The sequence below is a fragment of the Archangium gephyra genome (assembly GCF_049060025.1).
In the GTDB taxonomy this organism is placed as follows: domain Bacteria; phylum Myxococcota; class Myxococcia; order Myxococcales; family Myxococcaceae; genus Archangium; species Archangium gephyra_A.
In genome coordinates, this window is the sequence record NZ_JBMEQQ010000002.1 from 2,091,536 (window position 1) to 2,107,837 (window position 16,302).

General features: G+C 69.0%; 13 protein-coding genes. 7 read left to right on the forward strand and 6 right to left on the reverse strand.

The genetic code is table 11. The features are described from left to right. The first annotated feature begins 8 nt into the window (after window positions 1-8). The 3 genes from ACN28I_RS09060 to ACN28I_RS09070 all read left to right on the forward strand — a co-directional run bounded on the left by ACN28I_RS09060 (window position 9) and on the right by ACN28I_RS09070 (window position 3,600). On the forward strand, window positions 9-806 hold the full coding sequence (locus ACN28I_RS09060) for a hypothetical protein (protein WP_420941677.1): 798 nt from the start codon (window positions 9-11) through the stop codon (window positions 804-806). A gap of 314 nt (window positions 807-1,120) precedes the next feature. Further along, on the forward strand, window positions 1,121-3,004 hold the full coding sequence (locus ACN28I_RS09065) for a GH25 family lysozyme (RefSeq protein ID WP_420941678.1): 1,884 nt from the start codon (window positions 1,121-1,123) through the stop codon (window positions 3,002-3,004). 17 nt (window positions 3,005-3,021) lie between these two features. Further along, window positions 3,022-3,600 (forward strand): hypothetical protein, encoded by a 579-nt coding sequence (locus tag ACN28I_RS09070; protein WP_420941679.1) that lies wholly within the window; start codon window positions 3,022-3,024, stop codon window positions 3,598-3,600. A 22-nt stretch (window positions 3,601-3,622) separates the two neighbouring features. On the opposite strand, the gene ACN28I_RS09075 is transcribed toward ACN28I_RS09070, so the two are convergent. After that, on the reverse strand, window positions 3,623-4,702 hold the full coding sequence (locus ACN28I_RS09075) for a DUF3616 domain-containing protein (protein WP_420941680.1): 1,080 nt from the start codon (window positions 4,700-4,702) through the stop codon (window positions 3,623-3,625). Window positions 4,703-4,912: 210 nt separating this feature from the next. On the opposite strand from ACN28I_RS09075, the gene ACN28I_RS09080 reads away from it, so the two are divergent. Continuing rightward, complete coding sequence (locus tag ACN28I_RS09080) at window positions 4,913-5,365, forward strand: hypothetical protein (RefSeq protein ID WP_420941681.1); 453 nt, start codon at window positions 4,913-4,915, stop codon at window positions 5,363-5,365. Between the two features lie 83 nt (window positions 5,366-5,448). Here ACN28I_RS09080 and ACN28I_RS09085 read toward each other — a convergent pair whose 3' ends face one another. The 3 genes from ACN28I_RS09085 to mtgA form a co-directional block, all read right to left on the reverse strand. Beyond that, window positions 5,449-7,887 (reverse strand): S8 family serine peptidase, encoded by a 2,439-nt coding sequence (locus ACN28I_RS09085; RefSeq protein ID WP_420941682.1) that lies wholly within the window; start codon window positions 7,885-7,887, stop codon window positions 5,449-5,451. After that, the gene (locus ACN28I_RS09090; protein WP_420941683.1) at window positions 7,884-8,465 is read right to left on the reverse strand and encodes a hypothetical protein; all 582 of its coding nucleotides are present in this window, start codon (window positions 8,463-8,465) and stop codon (window positions 7,884-7,886) included. Before ACN28I_RS09090 ends, ACN28I_RS09085 begins: the two co-directional genes overlap by 4 nt. A 208-nt stretch (window positions 8,466-8,673) precedes the next feature. Then, entirely contained in the window at window positions 8,674-9,552 is an 879-nt protein-coding gene (mtgA, locus tag ACN28I_RS09095) for a monofunctional biosynthetic peptidoglycan transglycosylase (protein WP_420941684.1), read from the reverse strand. Between the two features lie 152 nt (window positions 9,553-9,704). Between mtgA and ACN28I_RS09100 the strand changes: the two genes are divergently transcribed. Continuing rightward, the gene (locus ACN28I_RS09100) at window positions 9,705-10,229 is read left to right on the forward strand and encodes a hypothetical protein (protein ID WP_420941685.1); all 525 of its coding nucleotides are present in this window, start codon (window positions 9,705-9,707) and stop codon (window positions 10,227-10,229) included. A 67-nt stretch (window positions 10,230-10,296) separates the two neighbouring features. Here the strand turns inward: ACN28I_RS09100 and ACN28I_RS09105 are convergent, their stop codons facing one another. Next, window positions 10,297-12,252, reverse strand: a complete 1,956-nt coding sequence (locus tag ACN28I_RS09105; RefSeq protein WP_420941686.1) for a lysyl oxidase family protein — start codon at window positions 12,250-12,252, stop codon at window positions 10,297-10,299. 130 nt (window positions 12,253-12,382) lie between these two features. Between ACN28I_RS09105 and ACN28I_RS09110 the strand changes: the two genes are divergently transcribed. Then, window positions 12,383-13,960 (forward strand): GspE/PulE family protein, encoded by a 1,578-nt coding sequence (locus ACN28I_RS09110; RefSeq protein WP_420941687.1) that lies wholly within the window; start codon window positions 12,383-12,385, stop codon window positions 13,958-13,960. 29 nt (window positions 13,961-13,989) lie between these two features. On the opposite strand, the gene ACN28I_RS09115 is transcribed toward ACN28I_RS09110, so the two are convergent. Continuing rightward, window positions 13,990-14,277, reverse strand: a complete 288-nt coding sequence (locus ACN28I_RS09115) for a hypothetical protein (RefSeq protein WP_420941688.1) — start codon at window positions 14,275-14,277, stop codon at window positions 13,990-13,992. Window positions 14,278-14,392: 115 nt separating this feature from the next. Here ACN28I_RS09115 and ACN28I_RS09120 point away from each other — a divergent pair, with 115 nt between their 5' ends. Next, entirely contained in the window at window positions 14,393-16,300 is a 1,908-nt protein-coding gene (locus ACN28I_RS09120) for a hypothetical protein (RefSeq protein WP_420941689.1), read from the forward strand. Window positions 16,301-16,302 lie beyond the last annotated feature (2 nt).

Here is a 16,302-nt window from a genome sequence, read left to right on the forward strand (position 1 = left end):
GGACGAGCATGTCATCGGACTTGGAAGATGATTACAGGAACATCCGCTTCACCTTGGGCCGGCTGCTGGAGCAACTGCGGGCACCACCGCGCATCGAGACCGAAGCGGCGCTCATGCAGAAACTTTGTACCCAGTACCGCCGTCTGGCAATCTGCTCGGTGCTGCTCGAAGCGGACATCGAGCCATTCTTCTCGTGTTTGAGCAAGAGTGCCCAGGCTTACCTGTCAATTCTCCAGCGCATTGATTGGAGCATTGTGATCGATCGGTATTACCTCTGCACGAGCCGGGCGTTGCCCTTCTTCGATGCCATCGCGGCGGATGACTTCGACACCGCTCGGAGCATGGTACCCGTGTGCGCGAGCACCTGGGCACGCGAGGATGAGTACGAGGACGACTTCCTCTATGTGAAGTTCCTCATGGACGTGCTGCGTGTGGGTGTAAAGTCCGAGCAGGCCATCGCCACCTTCTCGCGCTTCCAGGCGATATCCGGGGCCCAGGCCCCCGCCCGGTTCAGACTGTGCGAGGCCTTGCTGGCTGGGGACGAGCGAAAATTCGAGATGGCTTGGGCGGGCCTGCTGCTCGAGCGCTCGCAAGAACTCGCGCGAGAGCGTGCAAACCCAGGCGCGGATCCGGAGATGTTACGGACGGAGGCCCATGTCTTCATTGAGGGAGTGGCACTCCTGAGGCTGGCTGCCTCGTTGGGAATGCGAATCCAGAACCTGTATCCACAAAGCATTCCAGAGTGGTTGCTTGCCAGACCCCAGCGCCCGCGTCCCGAGCCCCTTGCTTGGCGTACCCCCCCTTGAGTTACGCTGCGGGGTAGCCGGGGGCAGTGGCCATGGATTCTGTACAGCCCCCCTCCCGGGGGAGGCCTGGAAGGAGCCCGGTCCCGAACTTGGACCCCAAGAGGAGGCCCAAGGTGGTCCCCAAAAGCAACCCGCGCCCCCTCGTCAGGAGAGTGCGCGACTCAGAGCGGCGGGCAACCTCTTTGGAGGCGGCGGGAATCGGACCCGACGCTCGGAGCCTCCGGCAAGATCGCTCCTATCCGGCCGCCTCCCGAACTCCCAAGAATCTGGGAAATCCGGGCGCAACTCCGCAACGGGCGCCACGACAATGTGGAATGAACAGCAGGTCCACATCGAAAAGCCTATTGCGAAGTTTCTTCTCCACCGCCGTGAAGCTGGTGTTGGGCATGGCGGTCCTGACAGCGTGTGGTGGGATGGACCCGGAGGGGGGGCAAGGCGAGAGCCTTGACGCGGTCACAGCAGAAGGCACGCTCGCCGTGCCGTCGAACGTGCAAGCGTTCTACGCGGAAGGACGGTGGGTCACTCGTTTCGGAGTCACTGGCCCCTACTACGGCCCCGCTGGCCACCGGGGTCTCGACGTCGCCGCCAGCAGCGGTCAGGCGATTCCCGCGCTGCGCTCCGGCATCGTCCGCCGCATCCAGTACTCCTCCATCGTGGGACACACCGTCGCCGTGGAATCCGCGCCGGGCGATTTCTCCGGGTACGCCCACGTCATCCGGACACGGGTTTCCGTGGGAGATTACGTCCAGCAGGGTGAGATCATCGCCTATGCGGCGGGCCACGGGGATGATCATGGGTCGGCGTGGACCGGGCCGCACCTCCACATGACCCGAGGCTCCACGGATCGCTGTGCGTTTGGCGAGAATGTCAGCGATCCCGCCCCCCTGATTCGGAACGTGCTCGGCACTGGCTCTGGCGGAGGTACCGGCACCGGTGGCGGTTCCGGGGGAATCCAGATCAGCCTCGAGGAGGGAAAGACGCTCCAGCGCGTTGCCCAGCGGGGTGGATATACGGGCGCGGTGGATGGCGTCCCTGGAGTCAATACGTGGAAAGGTGTTCAGACCGTCATCGCGAATCGTGGCTTCTACTCCGGCCCCATTGACGGCATCCCGGGTGAGAACACCTGGAAAGGGGTGCAGAGGCTCGCACAGCTGGGAGGGTACACGGGACCCGTGGATGGATTCCCGGGACAGTACACCTATCTGGGCCTCAACAACTGGCTGGCCCAGGCCCCCACGACACCTCCACCGTCAGGGATGAGCGGTGTCTACGGGATCGATGTCGGCACGACCCAGCGTGATCTCGACTTCAACGCCATTCGCAGTGCCGGCTATCAATTCGCGATTGTCAAAGCAGGCGGCTCCAATGTCTCTCCCCTCTATGTCGCGCCCTACTATGCCCAGCAGGTCGCCCGGGCTCGCGCGGCCGGGTTGATCGTCGGGCACTATTGGGTGGCTGGCTCCACCAACCCCGCGGGTGACGCGCAGTACTTCATGGATCACCTGTATGACCATCGGCCAGGCGACCTCCTGGTGCTCGACAACGAGGCGATCGACGCGGGCATCTTCTGGAACGACTCGATGACCGCGACCTTCATGCAAGCGGTCAAGTCCCGCCTGGGGAAGGCCCCGTTCCTGTACACCTATTCGAGCCTCCTCACCTCCAACACCTGGACCCAGACCAAGGCGGTGGGCTCGAAACTGTGGATCGCCCACTACACGGGCACGCCGGGCAATCCGACGATCGGGGCGGCCTTCCCGGCGTGGGAGATTCATCAGTACACCTCGTCCGGCAACCAGAATGGAATTCCTCTCGATTTGAACGTCGCGAAGCTGTCCGCGTTCACCGGACTGTCTCAGCCGCCGGATGGCGCGACTCCTCCCCCGCCGACGGCCATTCCCGGGGGAGCTCGGGCGGCGGCGATCCTGTCATCACCATCGAACAGGGAATCATCCTGCAGAAGCTGGCCCAGCGGGGCGGCTACACAGGCCCCTTGGATGGCGTTCCGGGTGTCAATACCTGGCTCGGAGTGCAGAAAATCCTTCGCGAGCTGGGGTACTACGACGGGCCTGCCGACGGCGATCCGGGCATCAACACCTACAAGGGATTGCAACTGCTTGCCCAGGACGGTGGCTACACGGGGCCCATCGATGGCATCCCCGGGCCCAATACGTATAACGGGATCCAGGCGTACCTGAACGGGTCGGGCGGCGGTGTGCCTCCCGTCACCAACAGCCAGGGGGTGACGCTGCAGCGGTTGGCTCGAGCAGGCGGGTACACGGGCGTCCTGGACGGCGTCCCCGGCACGAACACGTGGAAGGGAGTCCAGCAGGTCCTCACCGGCTACGGCTACTCGGGGCCCGTGGATGGCGTCATGGGCACCAACTCGTGGAAGGGGCTTCAGCGCTTCGCGGTGAAGGGTGGCTACACAGGCCCCGTTGACGGGGTCATGGGCACCAACTCGTGGAAGGGCGTGCAGACCGTGCTGCGAGGCTTTGGATACACGGGCCCCATTGATGGCGTCATGGGCACCAACTCGTACGCGGCACTCCAGCGGGTCGCGCGCCTGGGCGGGTACATGGGCCCCATCGATGGCGCGATGGGTGTGAACTCGTGGCGGGGCCTCCAGACCTTCTTGAGCGGCGCCGGGTACACGGGACCCATCGATGGAGTACCGGGCACCCACACCTATAAGGTGCTTCAGTCCCTGGCGAGCCGAGGCGGCTACACGGGCCCGATTGATGGCATCCCCGGAACCCATACGTACGCGGGCCTGGCGAACCTTCTGGACTGAACTGCATCGGGTCTGGGCGGGCTCAGAGCCGGAACACGTCCGCGAGCACGCCGTCCGGCCCGTAGCGGCGCTGCGGCGAGGGCGTGTCGTAGACGACGAGCACGGAGTCGTTGGGCGCGAACCAGGAGAACACAGCCACGCCCTCGGCGTTGTCGTCCCGGCTCCCCTCCTTCAGGTCGAAGAGCGGCTCCAGCACGCCCTTCTCCTGCGGGTGGATCGTGTCTCCGGAGAGCAGCAGGCCCTTGTGCAGCCGGAACAGCCGGATGGGGGCATCCACCGGCATGGTGGGCCCCGCGAGGATGAGCAGGTCCTCCCCATGGCGGCACAGCTCGCGGATGCCCAGGCCATCCAGGTCGAGGAAGTGTTTGGTGTAGGCACTGCCATTCTTCGTCCGCCGGGGCGCGAGGAGGCCGTTGCCCACCTCCTCCACCTCCATCTGCAGGATGACGGCGTAGCCCCGCAGCACGGGCCCCCGGAGCCCGAGGAAGACCCGGTCCCCGTGGACGGCGAGCCCCTCGATGTCCAGCCCGTTGTCCTTGCTGGGGAGGGCCAGGGCCCCCTCCGGATCCTCCGGCGAAGCGGGCGCGAGGAAGGGCCCCAGGTGGGGATCCTGGCGCAGCAGCTCCACCAGCACGCTCACCCCCGGGCCCTCGCGGCCCTCCGTGCGCTGGAGCTTCGCAGGGGCGGCCGAGCCCGGCGCGAACCCCGGCAGCGGCACCCGGGCGAGCAGGAAGCGCCACGGCTGGTGCTCCACGGTGGCCAGGCGCTCCAGGTCCTTCACCATCGTCTTGCCCTTGGGCTTCTTGCGCTTCGCGCTGTGCGAGCCCACGAACCACAGGTGTCCGTCCTGGAAGTCCAGCGCCTCGATGTCCACTTCCTCGCGGACCTCCTCCCCGAGCAGATCCGCCATGACAAAGTGCCGGTGCTCGCCGAAGACGCGCGAGTCCACCGGGGAGAAGCGCTCGAGCGAGTGGTGCTCGTCCGAGGCCACCCAGAGGCTCCCATCCGGAGAAAACACCGCCGCGGAGAGATCCTCGTGGAGGTCCTCCTTGCCAGCGTCGAACCGCAGCAGGACTCGGCCGAGGAGTGGGGCATGCAGCATGGGCGACCTCCAGGAGGTGAACCTCCCGCTTAAGCATGCCCCTCGGGCGAGGCAACGGCGGCCTCCAGGATGCTGGCTGGCACGGCCCGCGCCTGTTCTGGCGTCAACCCCTGGGCCTTCCCGAGCCTTCTCTCCAGCGTCGAGCCGCTCATTCCGGCTGCCGGAGCTGGCCGGAGATGGTACGCCGGTCAGGACGAGGAGAGCACGGGCATGTCCATGGATCCCCACCGCGAGTATTGCCGGCGCCAGCACCGGCTCCTGGCCCATCACCTCAGCATCGAGGCGTGGTGCGCGGGCGACGACTGCATCCTCCTGGAGCGCAACCACCTGGAGGAGTTCCTGAAGCTCGAGCGCTTCAAGAGCACCCGGGTCCAGTGGCTCCTGGAGGACATCAGGCCCTGGTTCAAACACACGGAGCCCATCTACGCCGGCCCCGAGGGCGAGCTGTCCTCCCTTGAGGCGCTGTACCTGTCCCGGGTACCCATCGCCCGGAAGTTCCTCGTCCGGCCCGATCCCATCAACGCCGAGGAGCTGATCCTCTGGCTGCGCAACAACGGCCTGCGCATCAGCCTCCTGCATTCGATCAGCGCGGTCGTTCCTCCCTCGGAGGAGCAGATCGTCACCCGGCTCGCGCTGCTCGCCCAGGGGCTGGCGGAGCCGTAGTGGTAGCCGGGTAAGGAGTTGGCCAGCCTCGTGGGCAGGGAAGCACCAGGGCACTCCCCTGCCCGATTCACTCCAGACTCACCTCATCGGGGGACGCACGCGCCGCCGCCCGCCCCATCATTGGCGCAGACGTAGCCCGAGCGGCAGGAGCCCTGGGTGCCCACCCCGGTGCAGGTGGCGAAGCAGTAGGCCGAGGCGCCGTCCGAGTCGGCATAGCACTGGGAGCCCGCCGGGCAGCTCGTCGCCAGACAGCTCTGGGTGCAGTAGCCCCCGGGGAAGTTGGTGGCGCAGAAGCCCTCGCCGCACTGGGCATCGCTGGTGCAATCGCGGCCGATGATGGACGTGGTGGGCTCCTCTTCACCTGTCTGATAGGGCGCGAGGGTGAAGCTGATGTTGCCCACCGTCTGGCTGGCCGTCAGGACAATGGGCTCGATGGAGGTGGCGTCACGCCAGAAGCCCACGCGCTCTCCTTCCTCGAAGTACGCCTCGTCGCCGTCATCATCGATGGTGGCCAGCGCGTAGTAGGTGCGCGGGGTCAGCTTCAGGCTGTAGGCGTAGCCACCCGAGGCCGGCACCAGCGCCACGGCCTCCTCGTCCACCTGCCACTCGCCGAAGAGATCCTGGTAGGCGAAGGCGATGACGGCGTCCTTGTCCTGGGAAGCCCCCACCCGGAGCTTCACCAGCACCGAGGCGCTGTCCCCGTTGTCGCCGGTGAGGGAGACCTGGGCGAGGTAGTCGCCATGGGCAAGCCCCGCGGCGTTGACGGCCAGTGGAAGCGACTTCGAGCCGTAGGCGGACAAGCTCACCGTGGTGCCCGCGGGGAAGGACAGCGCGGAGGCCAGGGTGCCCAGGGCCTTCGCGGTCACCTGGAGCGTGCCGCCGCCCAGGTTGCGGACCGTGAGCTGCTGGGTGCCGCTCCCGAAGAAGGAGAGCTGGGTGGAGCCCACCCCGAGCTGCGCCGGGGCATCCGGCGTCGTGCCGCCCCCCGCGAGCTTCTGGGCCTCCCGCACGGCGGCCTGGGCGTTGACGAGGCCGGCGCCACAGCCCTCGGTGCACTGGCTGGAGGTGGCGGCGGTGCTCTTGAGGAGCTGCTTCACCTGGGCCGGGGTGATGCGGGGGTGCACCGCCTTCATCAGCGCCGCGATGCCGGCCACGTGCGGGGCGGCCATGCTGGTGCCCTGCAAGTAGCCATGGATGGGTTGAGACCTGTCATTGAGCACGGTGGAGAGCACCCCATCCGGCTCGCCGTCCCCGTTGCCGTCCTCGCTCATCTCGCCACCGGTGGCCATCACGTCCACCGCGCTGCCGTAGTTGGAGTAGCTCGAGCGCTTGCCGGTGAAGCCGGTGGCACCCACGCAGATGACGTTCTGCTGGTTGCACGGCGAGAACTGGCCGGCATTCATGTTCGAGTTGCCCGCGGCGACGACGATGATGACGCCCTGGCTCACGGCATCATCGATGACCTCCTGCAGCGCCTGGCTGGGGCTGGCCTGCCCGCCGAGGCTCATGTTGATGACGTGGGCGGGGTTCTGGTTGCGGGGCAGGCCGCTCACGTCGCGGCCAATGGCCCACTGGAGGCCCGCGGCGATGTCGGCGAACGAGCCGCCCCCCCTGCCCAGCACCCGCACCGGGAGGAGATTGCGGCCGCTCCAGGTGACGCCGGCCACGCCCTTGCCCTCGTTCGATTCCGCGCCGATGGTGCCGGCCACGTGCGCGCCGTGCCACGTGGAGCCGCCGTTGGGCTGGTCCTTGCCCATGTCCGTCGGATCCGTGTCGCGGCCGTTGCCGTCCCCCGCCAGGGTGACATCGGAGATCAGATCGGCCCCCGGCAGCAGGCGGTTGGTCAGGTCCGGGTGCGTGATGCTGCCGGTGTCCAGCACCGCGACGACGACGCTGCTCGAGCCCGTGGTGAGATCCCAGGCGGCCGGCAGGTTCATCATCGGGTAGTGCCACTGGCTCGAGTACTTCGGATCATTGGGCGCCTTGAAGGCCTGGACACGCGCGTTCTTCTCCGCGTAACGCACGCCGCGCAGCTTTCCCACCTGCCGGGCCAGGTCGCCCGTCTCCGCTTGCTTCAGGAGGCGTTTCTCGAGGGGCTCGTAGCCGATGAGGTGCAGGTGTTCGGAGAGGGAGCCCTTGTGCACCGCGCGGTAGCCGGGCAGGTGCACCCGGGCGAGCACGGCGGCCTCGGAGAGGCGGGCCTGCTCGAAGCGGACGATGACGTCACCGGGGACGGCGTCGGCATCACCCACCGGGTCCCCGGTGAGTTCCGCGCGCCGCACGCCCTGCTTCGAGGCGAGGGCCTTGGAGATGGATTGGGAGAGTTGCCGCCGGACTCCGGCGTCCTTCAATTGCGCGGGCCACCCGGTCTCGGGTGGAGCGGACTGGATGCGGAAAGGCGTCAGCGACCCCCTCACCGTGCCAGAGGACATGGAGGGCGGCGTCGTGGGTGGATCGTCTTCTTCGAGGAAGGGACAGGCGGTGAGGCCCAGCAGCCCCAGGATGGCGAGACGGCGGATCATGAAAGGGTTCCCCCGGACCCGGAAGAGGGTCCGCGCCAGAGAGTAGCCCATTCCGTCCCGCTCCTGCCGCTGGACCGGGCGCGCCCGCCCGGCGAGGACCGAGCCGCTACTTCACCAGCGCGCGGTCCTCGGTGGACAGCGTCCCGAGGCACTTCGCGCAGTAGTGCCCCGAGCTTCGCGTCGGCGGACGAGATGGCCTTGCCCTTCGCGTCCGCCATCACGCAGCCCTTCTCCTCACAGTGCGGGAACCCCAGCGTGTGCCCGAACTCGTGCACCGCCATGTCTCCCAGCCGGCGCAGCAGCGCTTCCTTCGTCTTGCTGTGCTTCTTGTAGATGTGCGCCGATACCACGCAGCTCGGCCCACCGAGGCTCCCCAGCCCCGCGATGCCCCAGTCGACGATGTTCCCCTTCGTGGCCGAGATCTCCGCCTCCGTCACCGCCACCACCTTCCACGCATCCTTCGGCGGGTTCTCGTCCAGCCAGTCCAGCAGCCGATCCGCCCTCCAGCGCTGGCGTGGGGCGTACCAGGCTTCCTTTGGCAGCTCTCGGGAGGGGTCGATGCGGATCCGCACCTTCATGCGCGACTGGAAGCTCCTGCTGGACCTCGTCCAGGAACTCCTGCCGCACCTCGCCCAACGGCACGATCGCGACCACCCTCTCCGGGGCTGTCTCCGCCGCCGCGGGCACCAGGAAGGACCCCACCAGCACCATGACGATGAACAGGAGCCCCAGGCCCACGAGGCGGCGCGTACGCATGCCTCACAGTGTAGCCGCATATTGGCGCGGTCAGCCCTCGGCTTCGTCCCCGGACTCTTTCCCACCGAGGATCTGATCGATCTCCGCGTGCGCCGCCCTCGCCTGCTCCGCGTTGAGCCGCCTCACCGCTTCCATCTGCTCGATGACCCAGTGCGCCCGCTTCTTCAGCGCCCTCGAGCCCGACGCCGGTGACCTCTTGCGCGGCGCCGGCAGCATCGACGCCAGGATCGCCCCCTGTGCCGCCGTCAGCTCCGACGCCGCCACCCCGAAGTGCTCCCTCGCCCCCGCCTCGATGCCGTACACCCCGTTCCCCCACTCCACCACGTTCATGTAGATCGTGAGGATCCGGTTCTTCGGAAGCGCCTCCTCCAGCCGGTGCGCCAGGATCAGCTCCTTCCCCTTGCGCAACAGGCTCCGGTCCGTCGACAGCCACAGGTTCTTCGCCAACTGCTGGGTGATCGTCGACGCTCCCCTCCCCAGCTTCCCCTTGCGCACCGCGTCTTCCAGGGCGTTCTCCAGCTCCTTCGTGTCCACGCCCTCGTGCAGGTAGAAGCTCGCGTCCTCCGAGAGCAGCACCGCGTCGATCGCGTGCCGGGACACGCTCGACAGCCCCACCCACTGCTGGCGGCGCCTCGGCTTCCGCCCCGCCTCCCGCGCCTCCTCCGCCCGCTGCTCCATCAGCGCCGTCGTCTTCGGGTTCTGCTTCAGCAGCGGCTCCGCGCTCGGCAGGCGCGCGTACTCGTAGGACGCGAACACCACCAGTCCCAGGAACGCCAGCATCAGCACCCGGCGCACCCATCCACCGCTCGCGGGCGCCTTCGCCACCTGGCGCGACTTGCCCGTGGTCGCCTGCTTCACCTTCCCCGTGGTGCCCGTGCTCTGCTTCAGCTTCATCGTCCGGCTGGCCATGTCCGGGCTCCATCTACATCGGAGCGCCGCCCGAGGAAAATTCACCGACCCGGCAGACAACCCTCCCCTGCCTGCTCGTGGAGGGCCCCCTTGCCCGCCTCCCCCCAAACGCACTCTCCGTGACGATTTCTGTTTCGCAAAGGAGAGTTCCCATGTCCCTGCGGTCTATTCCTTGTTGCGTCCTGGTCGCGGGTATCGCCCTGCTGGGCTCGGCCTGCAGCCCCACGGCCGATGCCGCCAGCCAGACGGCGGCCCTGGCCCAGGACGGTGAATTCTGCGGCGGCATCGCCGGCATCCCCTGCACCGAGGGCTTCACCTGCGTGGACGACCCCAACGACGAGTGCGATCCCAACCAGGGGGGCGCTGACTGCGGCGGCGTCTGCCAGGAGGAGGGGGCGAAGAAGAAGAGCTGCAACGGCAGGGAGCCCGGCTACACCTACGTCTCCCGTAACCCCGCCGAGTGCCCCGCCATCCTCTTCACCTGCCCCGATGGCCAGTCCGCCTTCTTCAATGACTGTGGCTGCGGCTGCACCACCAACGCTTGCAACTACAACGATCCGAGCCGGAGCTACGTCTCGCAGGATCCCGAGCAGTGCGCCGTCATCCGGTTCACCTGCCCCGAAGGCCAGTCGGCCTTCTTCGACGACTGCGGCTGCGGCTGCACGGCCACTCCGTAACGCGGAGTGCTCACCGCGGACCCACGTGCTCCGGGGTGTGGATTCCCCCCCGGAGCACGGGCGTTTCCTACGGGAGGATCTCCACCGAGTTGCCGGAGATCTTCACATTCACGTCGACGGAGTTCGGGTGCAGGCTCTCCTCGTCGATGAGGTCGCTCACGTCCACGCCGATGCGCAGGGTGTACGTGCCGTCCGCGACGTCCGTGATGTCCAGCCACTGGCACGGGTAGTCGCCCGCGTACACGTCGGCCCAGCCCGGCGAGATGCCCTGCGAGCCATCCATGTTGAGGACCGGCGCGCCCGCGTCGCCGCAGTAGGGCACCAGGTCCACCAGGAAGAAGCCCTGCTTACGGCCCACCGCCACCACCGCGTTCTGGGGATCGACCAGCTCATAGCTGGCGAAGCCGACGAGGTGATCATGCTGGTGGCACGCGTCGAACTCGTAGAGGTCCGGCCGCGTCTCGGGGGGCGGGATGTTCACCGCGCCCGAGCCCAGGTTCGGAATGGAGACGCTGAAGCGCAGCAGCCGCCGGTCTCCAGGCGCACCCACGCAGCGCTCCGTCACCTCGCAGGCCGTCTCCGCGAAGTTGCGCTGCTCGACATACGCCGTGCGGGAGATGACGTCCGCGTCCACCGTCATGTCCGGCTTGCCCGAGCCGCCCGCCAGGCCACACGACGCGGCCGGCCGCAGGAAGGGCGTGGGCGTCAGGGGCGGCACCTTGCCTCCGGCGTAGGCCACCACCCGTCCCGGCCGCGGGGGCGTCGCCGGGGTGAGCTGGTCGAACGGCGGAGCCAGTCCGGCGAGGATGTCGGCGTACCCGTCCCCGTTGAGATCCCCGGCGCCCACGGGCGCGTAGCGCACGTACCCCTGGAACGCCGGCCCCAGCGAGTTGCTCTTCGGCCAGGCCCAATCCGCGCGCACCTCGGAGGAGAGCCCCTGCTTGGGGAAGAACGCGTACAGGCGCCCCGCCGCCGACATCAGGAATTCCGTCTCCTTGTTGTCCTTGTCCAGGTCCCCCACGAAGTACGTCGCGGTGGTCAGGCCGGGGTACGCCGCGTCCCCGAGCGTGCTCCAGATGGGCGACGGCGAGATGCCTCCCTCCGGCTGGAAGAGGTGCACCGCCACGCGGCCCGTGTCACCGAGGATGACCTCGCGGTGCCCATCCCCGTTCTGATCCGGGAAGAACCCCACCACCTGCTCGGGGGCCGTCCAGGCCGGAGAGAACGTCAGGCCGCCCACACAGGATCCGGCCTCCTCCGTCTTGCACCCGAGGTAGAGCTTGGAGCCCTCCGGGGTCCCGAACAGCAGCTCATTCGCGCCGTCGCCGTTGAGGTCACCCGCGCGGATGACGCGCAGCGCCCGGTCCGGGAAGGCCCTCACCGGGGTGAACGGAGCGTCCGCGGTGGGGGTGGCGCGATAGATGGCCGTCCGCCGCGCCGAGCCCTGGGTGATGACGAGGTCATCCAGCCCATCCCCATTCAGATCGCTCAGGAGGCTCACATAGTGGACCCCGAAGAACGGCACGCGGAACAGGGGCGTCTGGAGCACCGTCCCGAGGTCCTCCTTGCCCGCGAACACGAGCGTCCCCGTGGTCTGGGAGCGGATGAGGATGTCGGCGAAGCGATCCCCGTTCACGTTGCCGATGAATATGGTGCTGCTGCGCCCGCTCGCGGACGGGTTGGGGTTCTGCCAGTCCAGCTCGGCGACGGCGGGCTCGGAGGAGAAGGACGTGCCATTGCCGGAGTAGATGGCCAACGAGCCCTTGCCCGTCATCCCCGAGCACGGAGGCGCCGCGACCACCAGGTCCTGCTTCCCGTCTCCGTTGACGTCTCCGAGCGCGATGGCGCTGCCGAAGCACGACAGCCGGAGGGACTCGGGCGCCTCGATCGTCCAGAGCGGCGTGTTGGACAGGAAGGGCCCCTGGTCCACGGGCGGGTCCGGATTCTCCCGCGGAGGAGGTGTCAGGCAGCCCCCCAGCACCGCCGCCAGCGCGGCGGAGACCAGAACTCGACGCGTCTTCATGATTGAAACCCCCTCGGTGTCCAGAGCCCTCCGGCCGGGCCCGGCGTTGCCGTTCATGGATGCTCCCATACGCGGAGCACGCGGAGGAGAACGACGGAGGAGACGCCACATATCGAACCCTTTTCGGGGCGTGCTATGCCCGTGCTCATGGCCCAAGGGTCCGACACCTTTTCCGAGCTTCTCGCAGTACACCCTCGATCGCCACTCCATGCGGCTGCTGCCCGAGCCGTTCTGCCGCCGCCACTCGGTGGTGGTGCTGGGAAAGATCGACGCCGAGGCGGCCGACGCGCCCGTCCCCATCGGCATGGCGGATCCCGACAACCAGGCCCTGCGCTTCCGGATCTCCGACTTCCTGCAGCGGCCCATCAAGCCGGTGAAGCTCAACCGCTACGAGATCGAATCCGCCCTGCGGACGGGCTTCGGCGCCGGAGCCCACACCAAGGCGGATCTCGTCATCAACAAGCGTCCGCCCTCGCGGCAGCCGCCCACGCCCGTCGAGCTCGTGGATGACATCCTCGCCGGCGCCTTCGAGCGCAAGGCCTCGGACATCCACATCGAGAGCTACCGCGATGACGTGGACCTGCGCTACCGCATCGACGGCATCCTGCATCAGGCCTACACGGACATGGATCCGGAGTCCGTGCAGGAGGTGGTCAGCCGCATCAAGGTGCTCTCCGGGATGGACATCACCGAGCGCCGCCGGCCCCAGGATGGCCGCATCCGCGCCGTCATCTCCCGGAGCGAGGAGCCCAAGGTCGTCGACTTCCGCGTGAGCGTGGTGCCCAGTCCGGGCGGCGAGGACGTGGTCATCCGCGTGCTCGACTCGAGCGCGGGGCTCGTGCCCGTGAACAAGCTGGGGATGAATCCGGAGACGGAGCGGCTGTTCCTCAACCTGCTCTCCAACCCCGAGGGCCTCATCCTCGTCACCGGCCCCACGGGCAGCGGGAAGACGACCACGCTCTACGGAGCGCTCGCGCAGCTCAACGATGGGCGCAAGAAGATCATCACCGCCGAGGACCCCATCGAGTACTACGTCCCCAAGGTGAACCAGAAGGAGGTCAGCCCGCAGATGTCGCACGCGCTGCTGCTGCGCGCGCTGCTGCGGCAGGATCCGAACGTGATGCTGGTGGGGGAGATCCGCGACCTGGAGACGGGCAGCATGGCGCTCAACGCCGCGGCCACCGGCCACGTCGTGCTGGGCACGCTCCACACCGCCGATGCCGTGGGCGCCGTGGGCCGGCTCCGCGGTCTGGAGTTGGATGACACCGACATCGCGGACTCGCTGCTCGCGGTGCTGGCGCAGCGGCTCGTGCGGCGCATCTGCTCCAAGTGCGAGGCCCCCGCCGAGCCCACCCGGAAGCAACTGGATCTGCTCGGCCCGCTGCTGGAGGGCATCCAGCCCCGGACGGGCGTGGGTTGCGAGGAGTGCCGCCACACCGGCTACCGGGGGCGCACCGGCCTCTACGAGCTGCTGGTGGTGGACTCGGGGCTGCAGGATCTGATCGCCCAGGGCGCCCACAGCGCGCAGCTCCGCCGCCACGCGCGGGCCCAAGGCTTCCGCACCCTCGTGGAGGACGCGCTGGAGAAGATCGCCAGCGGGCAGACCACGCTCGCGGAGCTCGTCCGGGTCATCCCCTACCGGCAGATCATGGCCGCCCGCGAGGATCGCCAGCGGGGCCAGGGACAGGGCCAGGACAGCGAGGGCTGAGCGGCCTCTGGATGGCGCACCGCGTCACCTCAGAGGAGGATCAGCGCCGCCAGTCCCAGCCCGAGGAGCACGAGAATCACCGCCAGGGTCCGGGCCGGGAGGGCCTCCACCCGTGCCGGCAGCGGCTCGCGGCGGGGAGGCGGTGGTGCGGGCGGCTCGTACGGCTCCTTCTCGACGCTCAGCCGCAGCAGCACCGACTCGGACAGGCTCCGGCCGAGATCCTCGGGCCGGAAGGGCTCCCCATTGATGATGAGCCGGGGCCGCTCGGAGACAACGGGCTCGGAAGTCTCGGGGGGCGTGGAGGGTGGAGCCGTCATCTGCCTCCACTCTAGGCCATCCTCCAGAAGACGTACGATTCGTGCACGGCGGACGCACCTGGAGAAGGGCCCCGCCCGATAATCCTCCTGTCTTGATTTTCGAGAGGATTTTTCCATGGGTTTCTTGAGACGGATCGTCCGCAAGCCCCAGCAGCTCTTCCGCGCCCCCGCGCGCATCGCGGCGGCCGTCAGCAGGCCCGCGGCCCGAGCCCTCAACACTGCCCGCAGCACCTTCACCCCCGCCCGGAACGTCGTCCAGAGGGCGGCGGCCCGCACGGCGAGTGTCGCCACGCGGCAGCTCGCTCGCGCCCACAGTGGAGCCGCCGCCGAGCGTGCCCAGCCCCAGCCCCGGAGCCTGCTGGGTGGGGCCCTCAACCGCGCCTCCACCGCGGTGCGTCAGAACGTGCGGAACGTGGGACGTGCGGTGAGCGGCGCGGCCCACGCGGTGCAGCATGCCCCGGCCCAGCTCCAGCGGGCGGCCCAGCGCGGCGTGGAGCAGGTGCAGCGGACGGCCGGCCATGTGGCGGCGCGCGTCAACACCAACCCCGTCGCCCAGTCGGTCCGGCGCACCGCCAGCTTCGCCCAGCGGACCCTCGGCCACGCCCAGAACCTCCAGACGTTCGGCCAGGGCGTGGGCGAGCTCGCCGGCAAGGCGCGCACCGCCGCGAGTGACGTGCGCAACGCCGTCAGGACCCGCAGCCTCTCGGCCGCCGGCCAGGCCGTCCGCTCCGTCACCGACACCGCCCGCTCCGCCGGAGAGGTCGTCACCCAGGCCCGCGAGGCGCGCACCAGCCTGCGCAACATCCGCAACGACTTCGCCAACACCTTCCCGCGGGCCGCCGGGCGCCTGTCCCAGACGTACCAGCGCGCCGCCTCCGTGGCGTCCAACGTGGCGCAGCGCACCGGGCTCGACCGCGTGGCCACCAGCGCCCAGCGGCTGGCCACGAGCGTGGCCAACAACCCCACCGCCCAGGCCTTCCGGCGCACCGCGGGATTTGCCCAGCGCACCCTGGGTAGCGCCCACTCACTGGTGGAGTTCGGCAGCCAGGTGCGCAACGCGGCCGGCCAGACGCGCACCGCCTTCAACGACATCCGCAACGCCTTCCGCGACCCCAGCCTCTCGAGCGCGGGCACGGCGCTGCGCTCCTCGTACGAGGCGGTGCGGGGCGCCCGCGACGTGGTCACCGCCGGGCGTGAGGCGCGGGAGGCGCTGCGCAACATCCGCGATGACTTCTCGCGCACCTTCCCGAGGACGGCTCAGCGCCTGGGCCAGCAGTTCCAGCGGGCCGCCGGCGCGGCGGGCAACGTGGCCGAGCGCCTCGGCGCCTCGCGCGTGCACAACACCGCCCAGAACCTGATCTCCCGCGCCACGAATTCGCGCCTGGGCCAGGCCGTGGGCAACCTGCGCAACAACACCCGCGGGCTCGGCGGGGCCGTGGGCACCCTGGCCAACCTGGGCCAGAACGTCCGCAACGCCATCACCCAGGCGCCCACCGCCTTCCGCGACATCCGCCAGGCCATCCGCACGCGCAGCGCCGAGGACGTGGGCCGGGCGCTCACCTCCACCCGGGAAACGCTCAGCTCCGTCCGGGACATCGCCGAGGCCGTGCCCCAGGCGCGCGACGCCTTCCGCACCCTCGGCCGGGTGGCCCGGAACGTGGCCCCGCGGGTGTCCGCCCGGGTCGCCCAGACGGCGGCCAACGTGGCCTCCCGCGCCGCCGGCTCCGTGGCCGGCCGGGTCGCCTCCCGCGTCGCCGCCACGAGCGTCGCCCGGGCTGGCGTCGCCGCGGCGGGCAGGGCCGCGGGCCGCTTCGTGCCCGGTGTCAACATCGCCATCGCCGCGGCGGACACCGCCGCCTTCGTCAACACCCTGCGCAACCCCAACGCCAGCGTCGGCTCGCGGGTGACCGCCGGCGTCACCGCCCTGGGCTCCATCGCCGCCGCCACCAACATCCCCGTCGTCAGCCAGGTGGGCGCCGCCGTCTCGACGGTGTCCAGCTTCGTCGGCGGCCTCTTCGGCTGAGG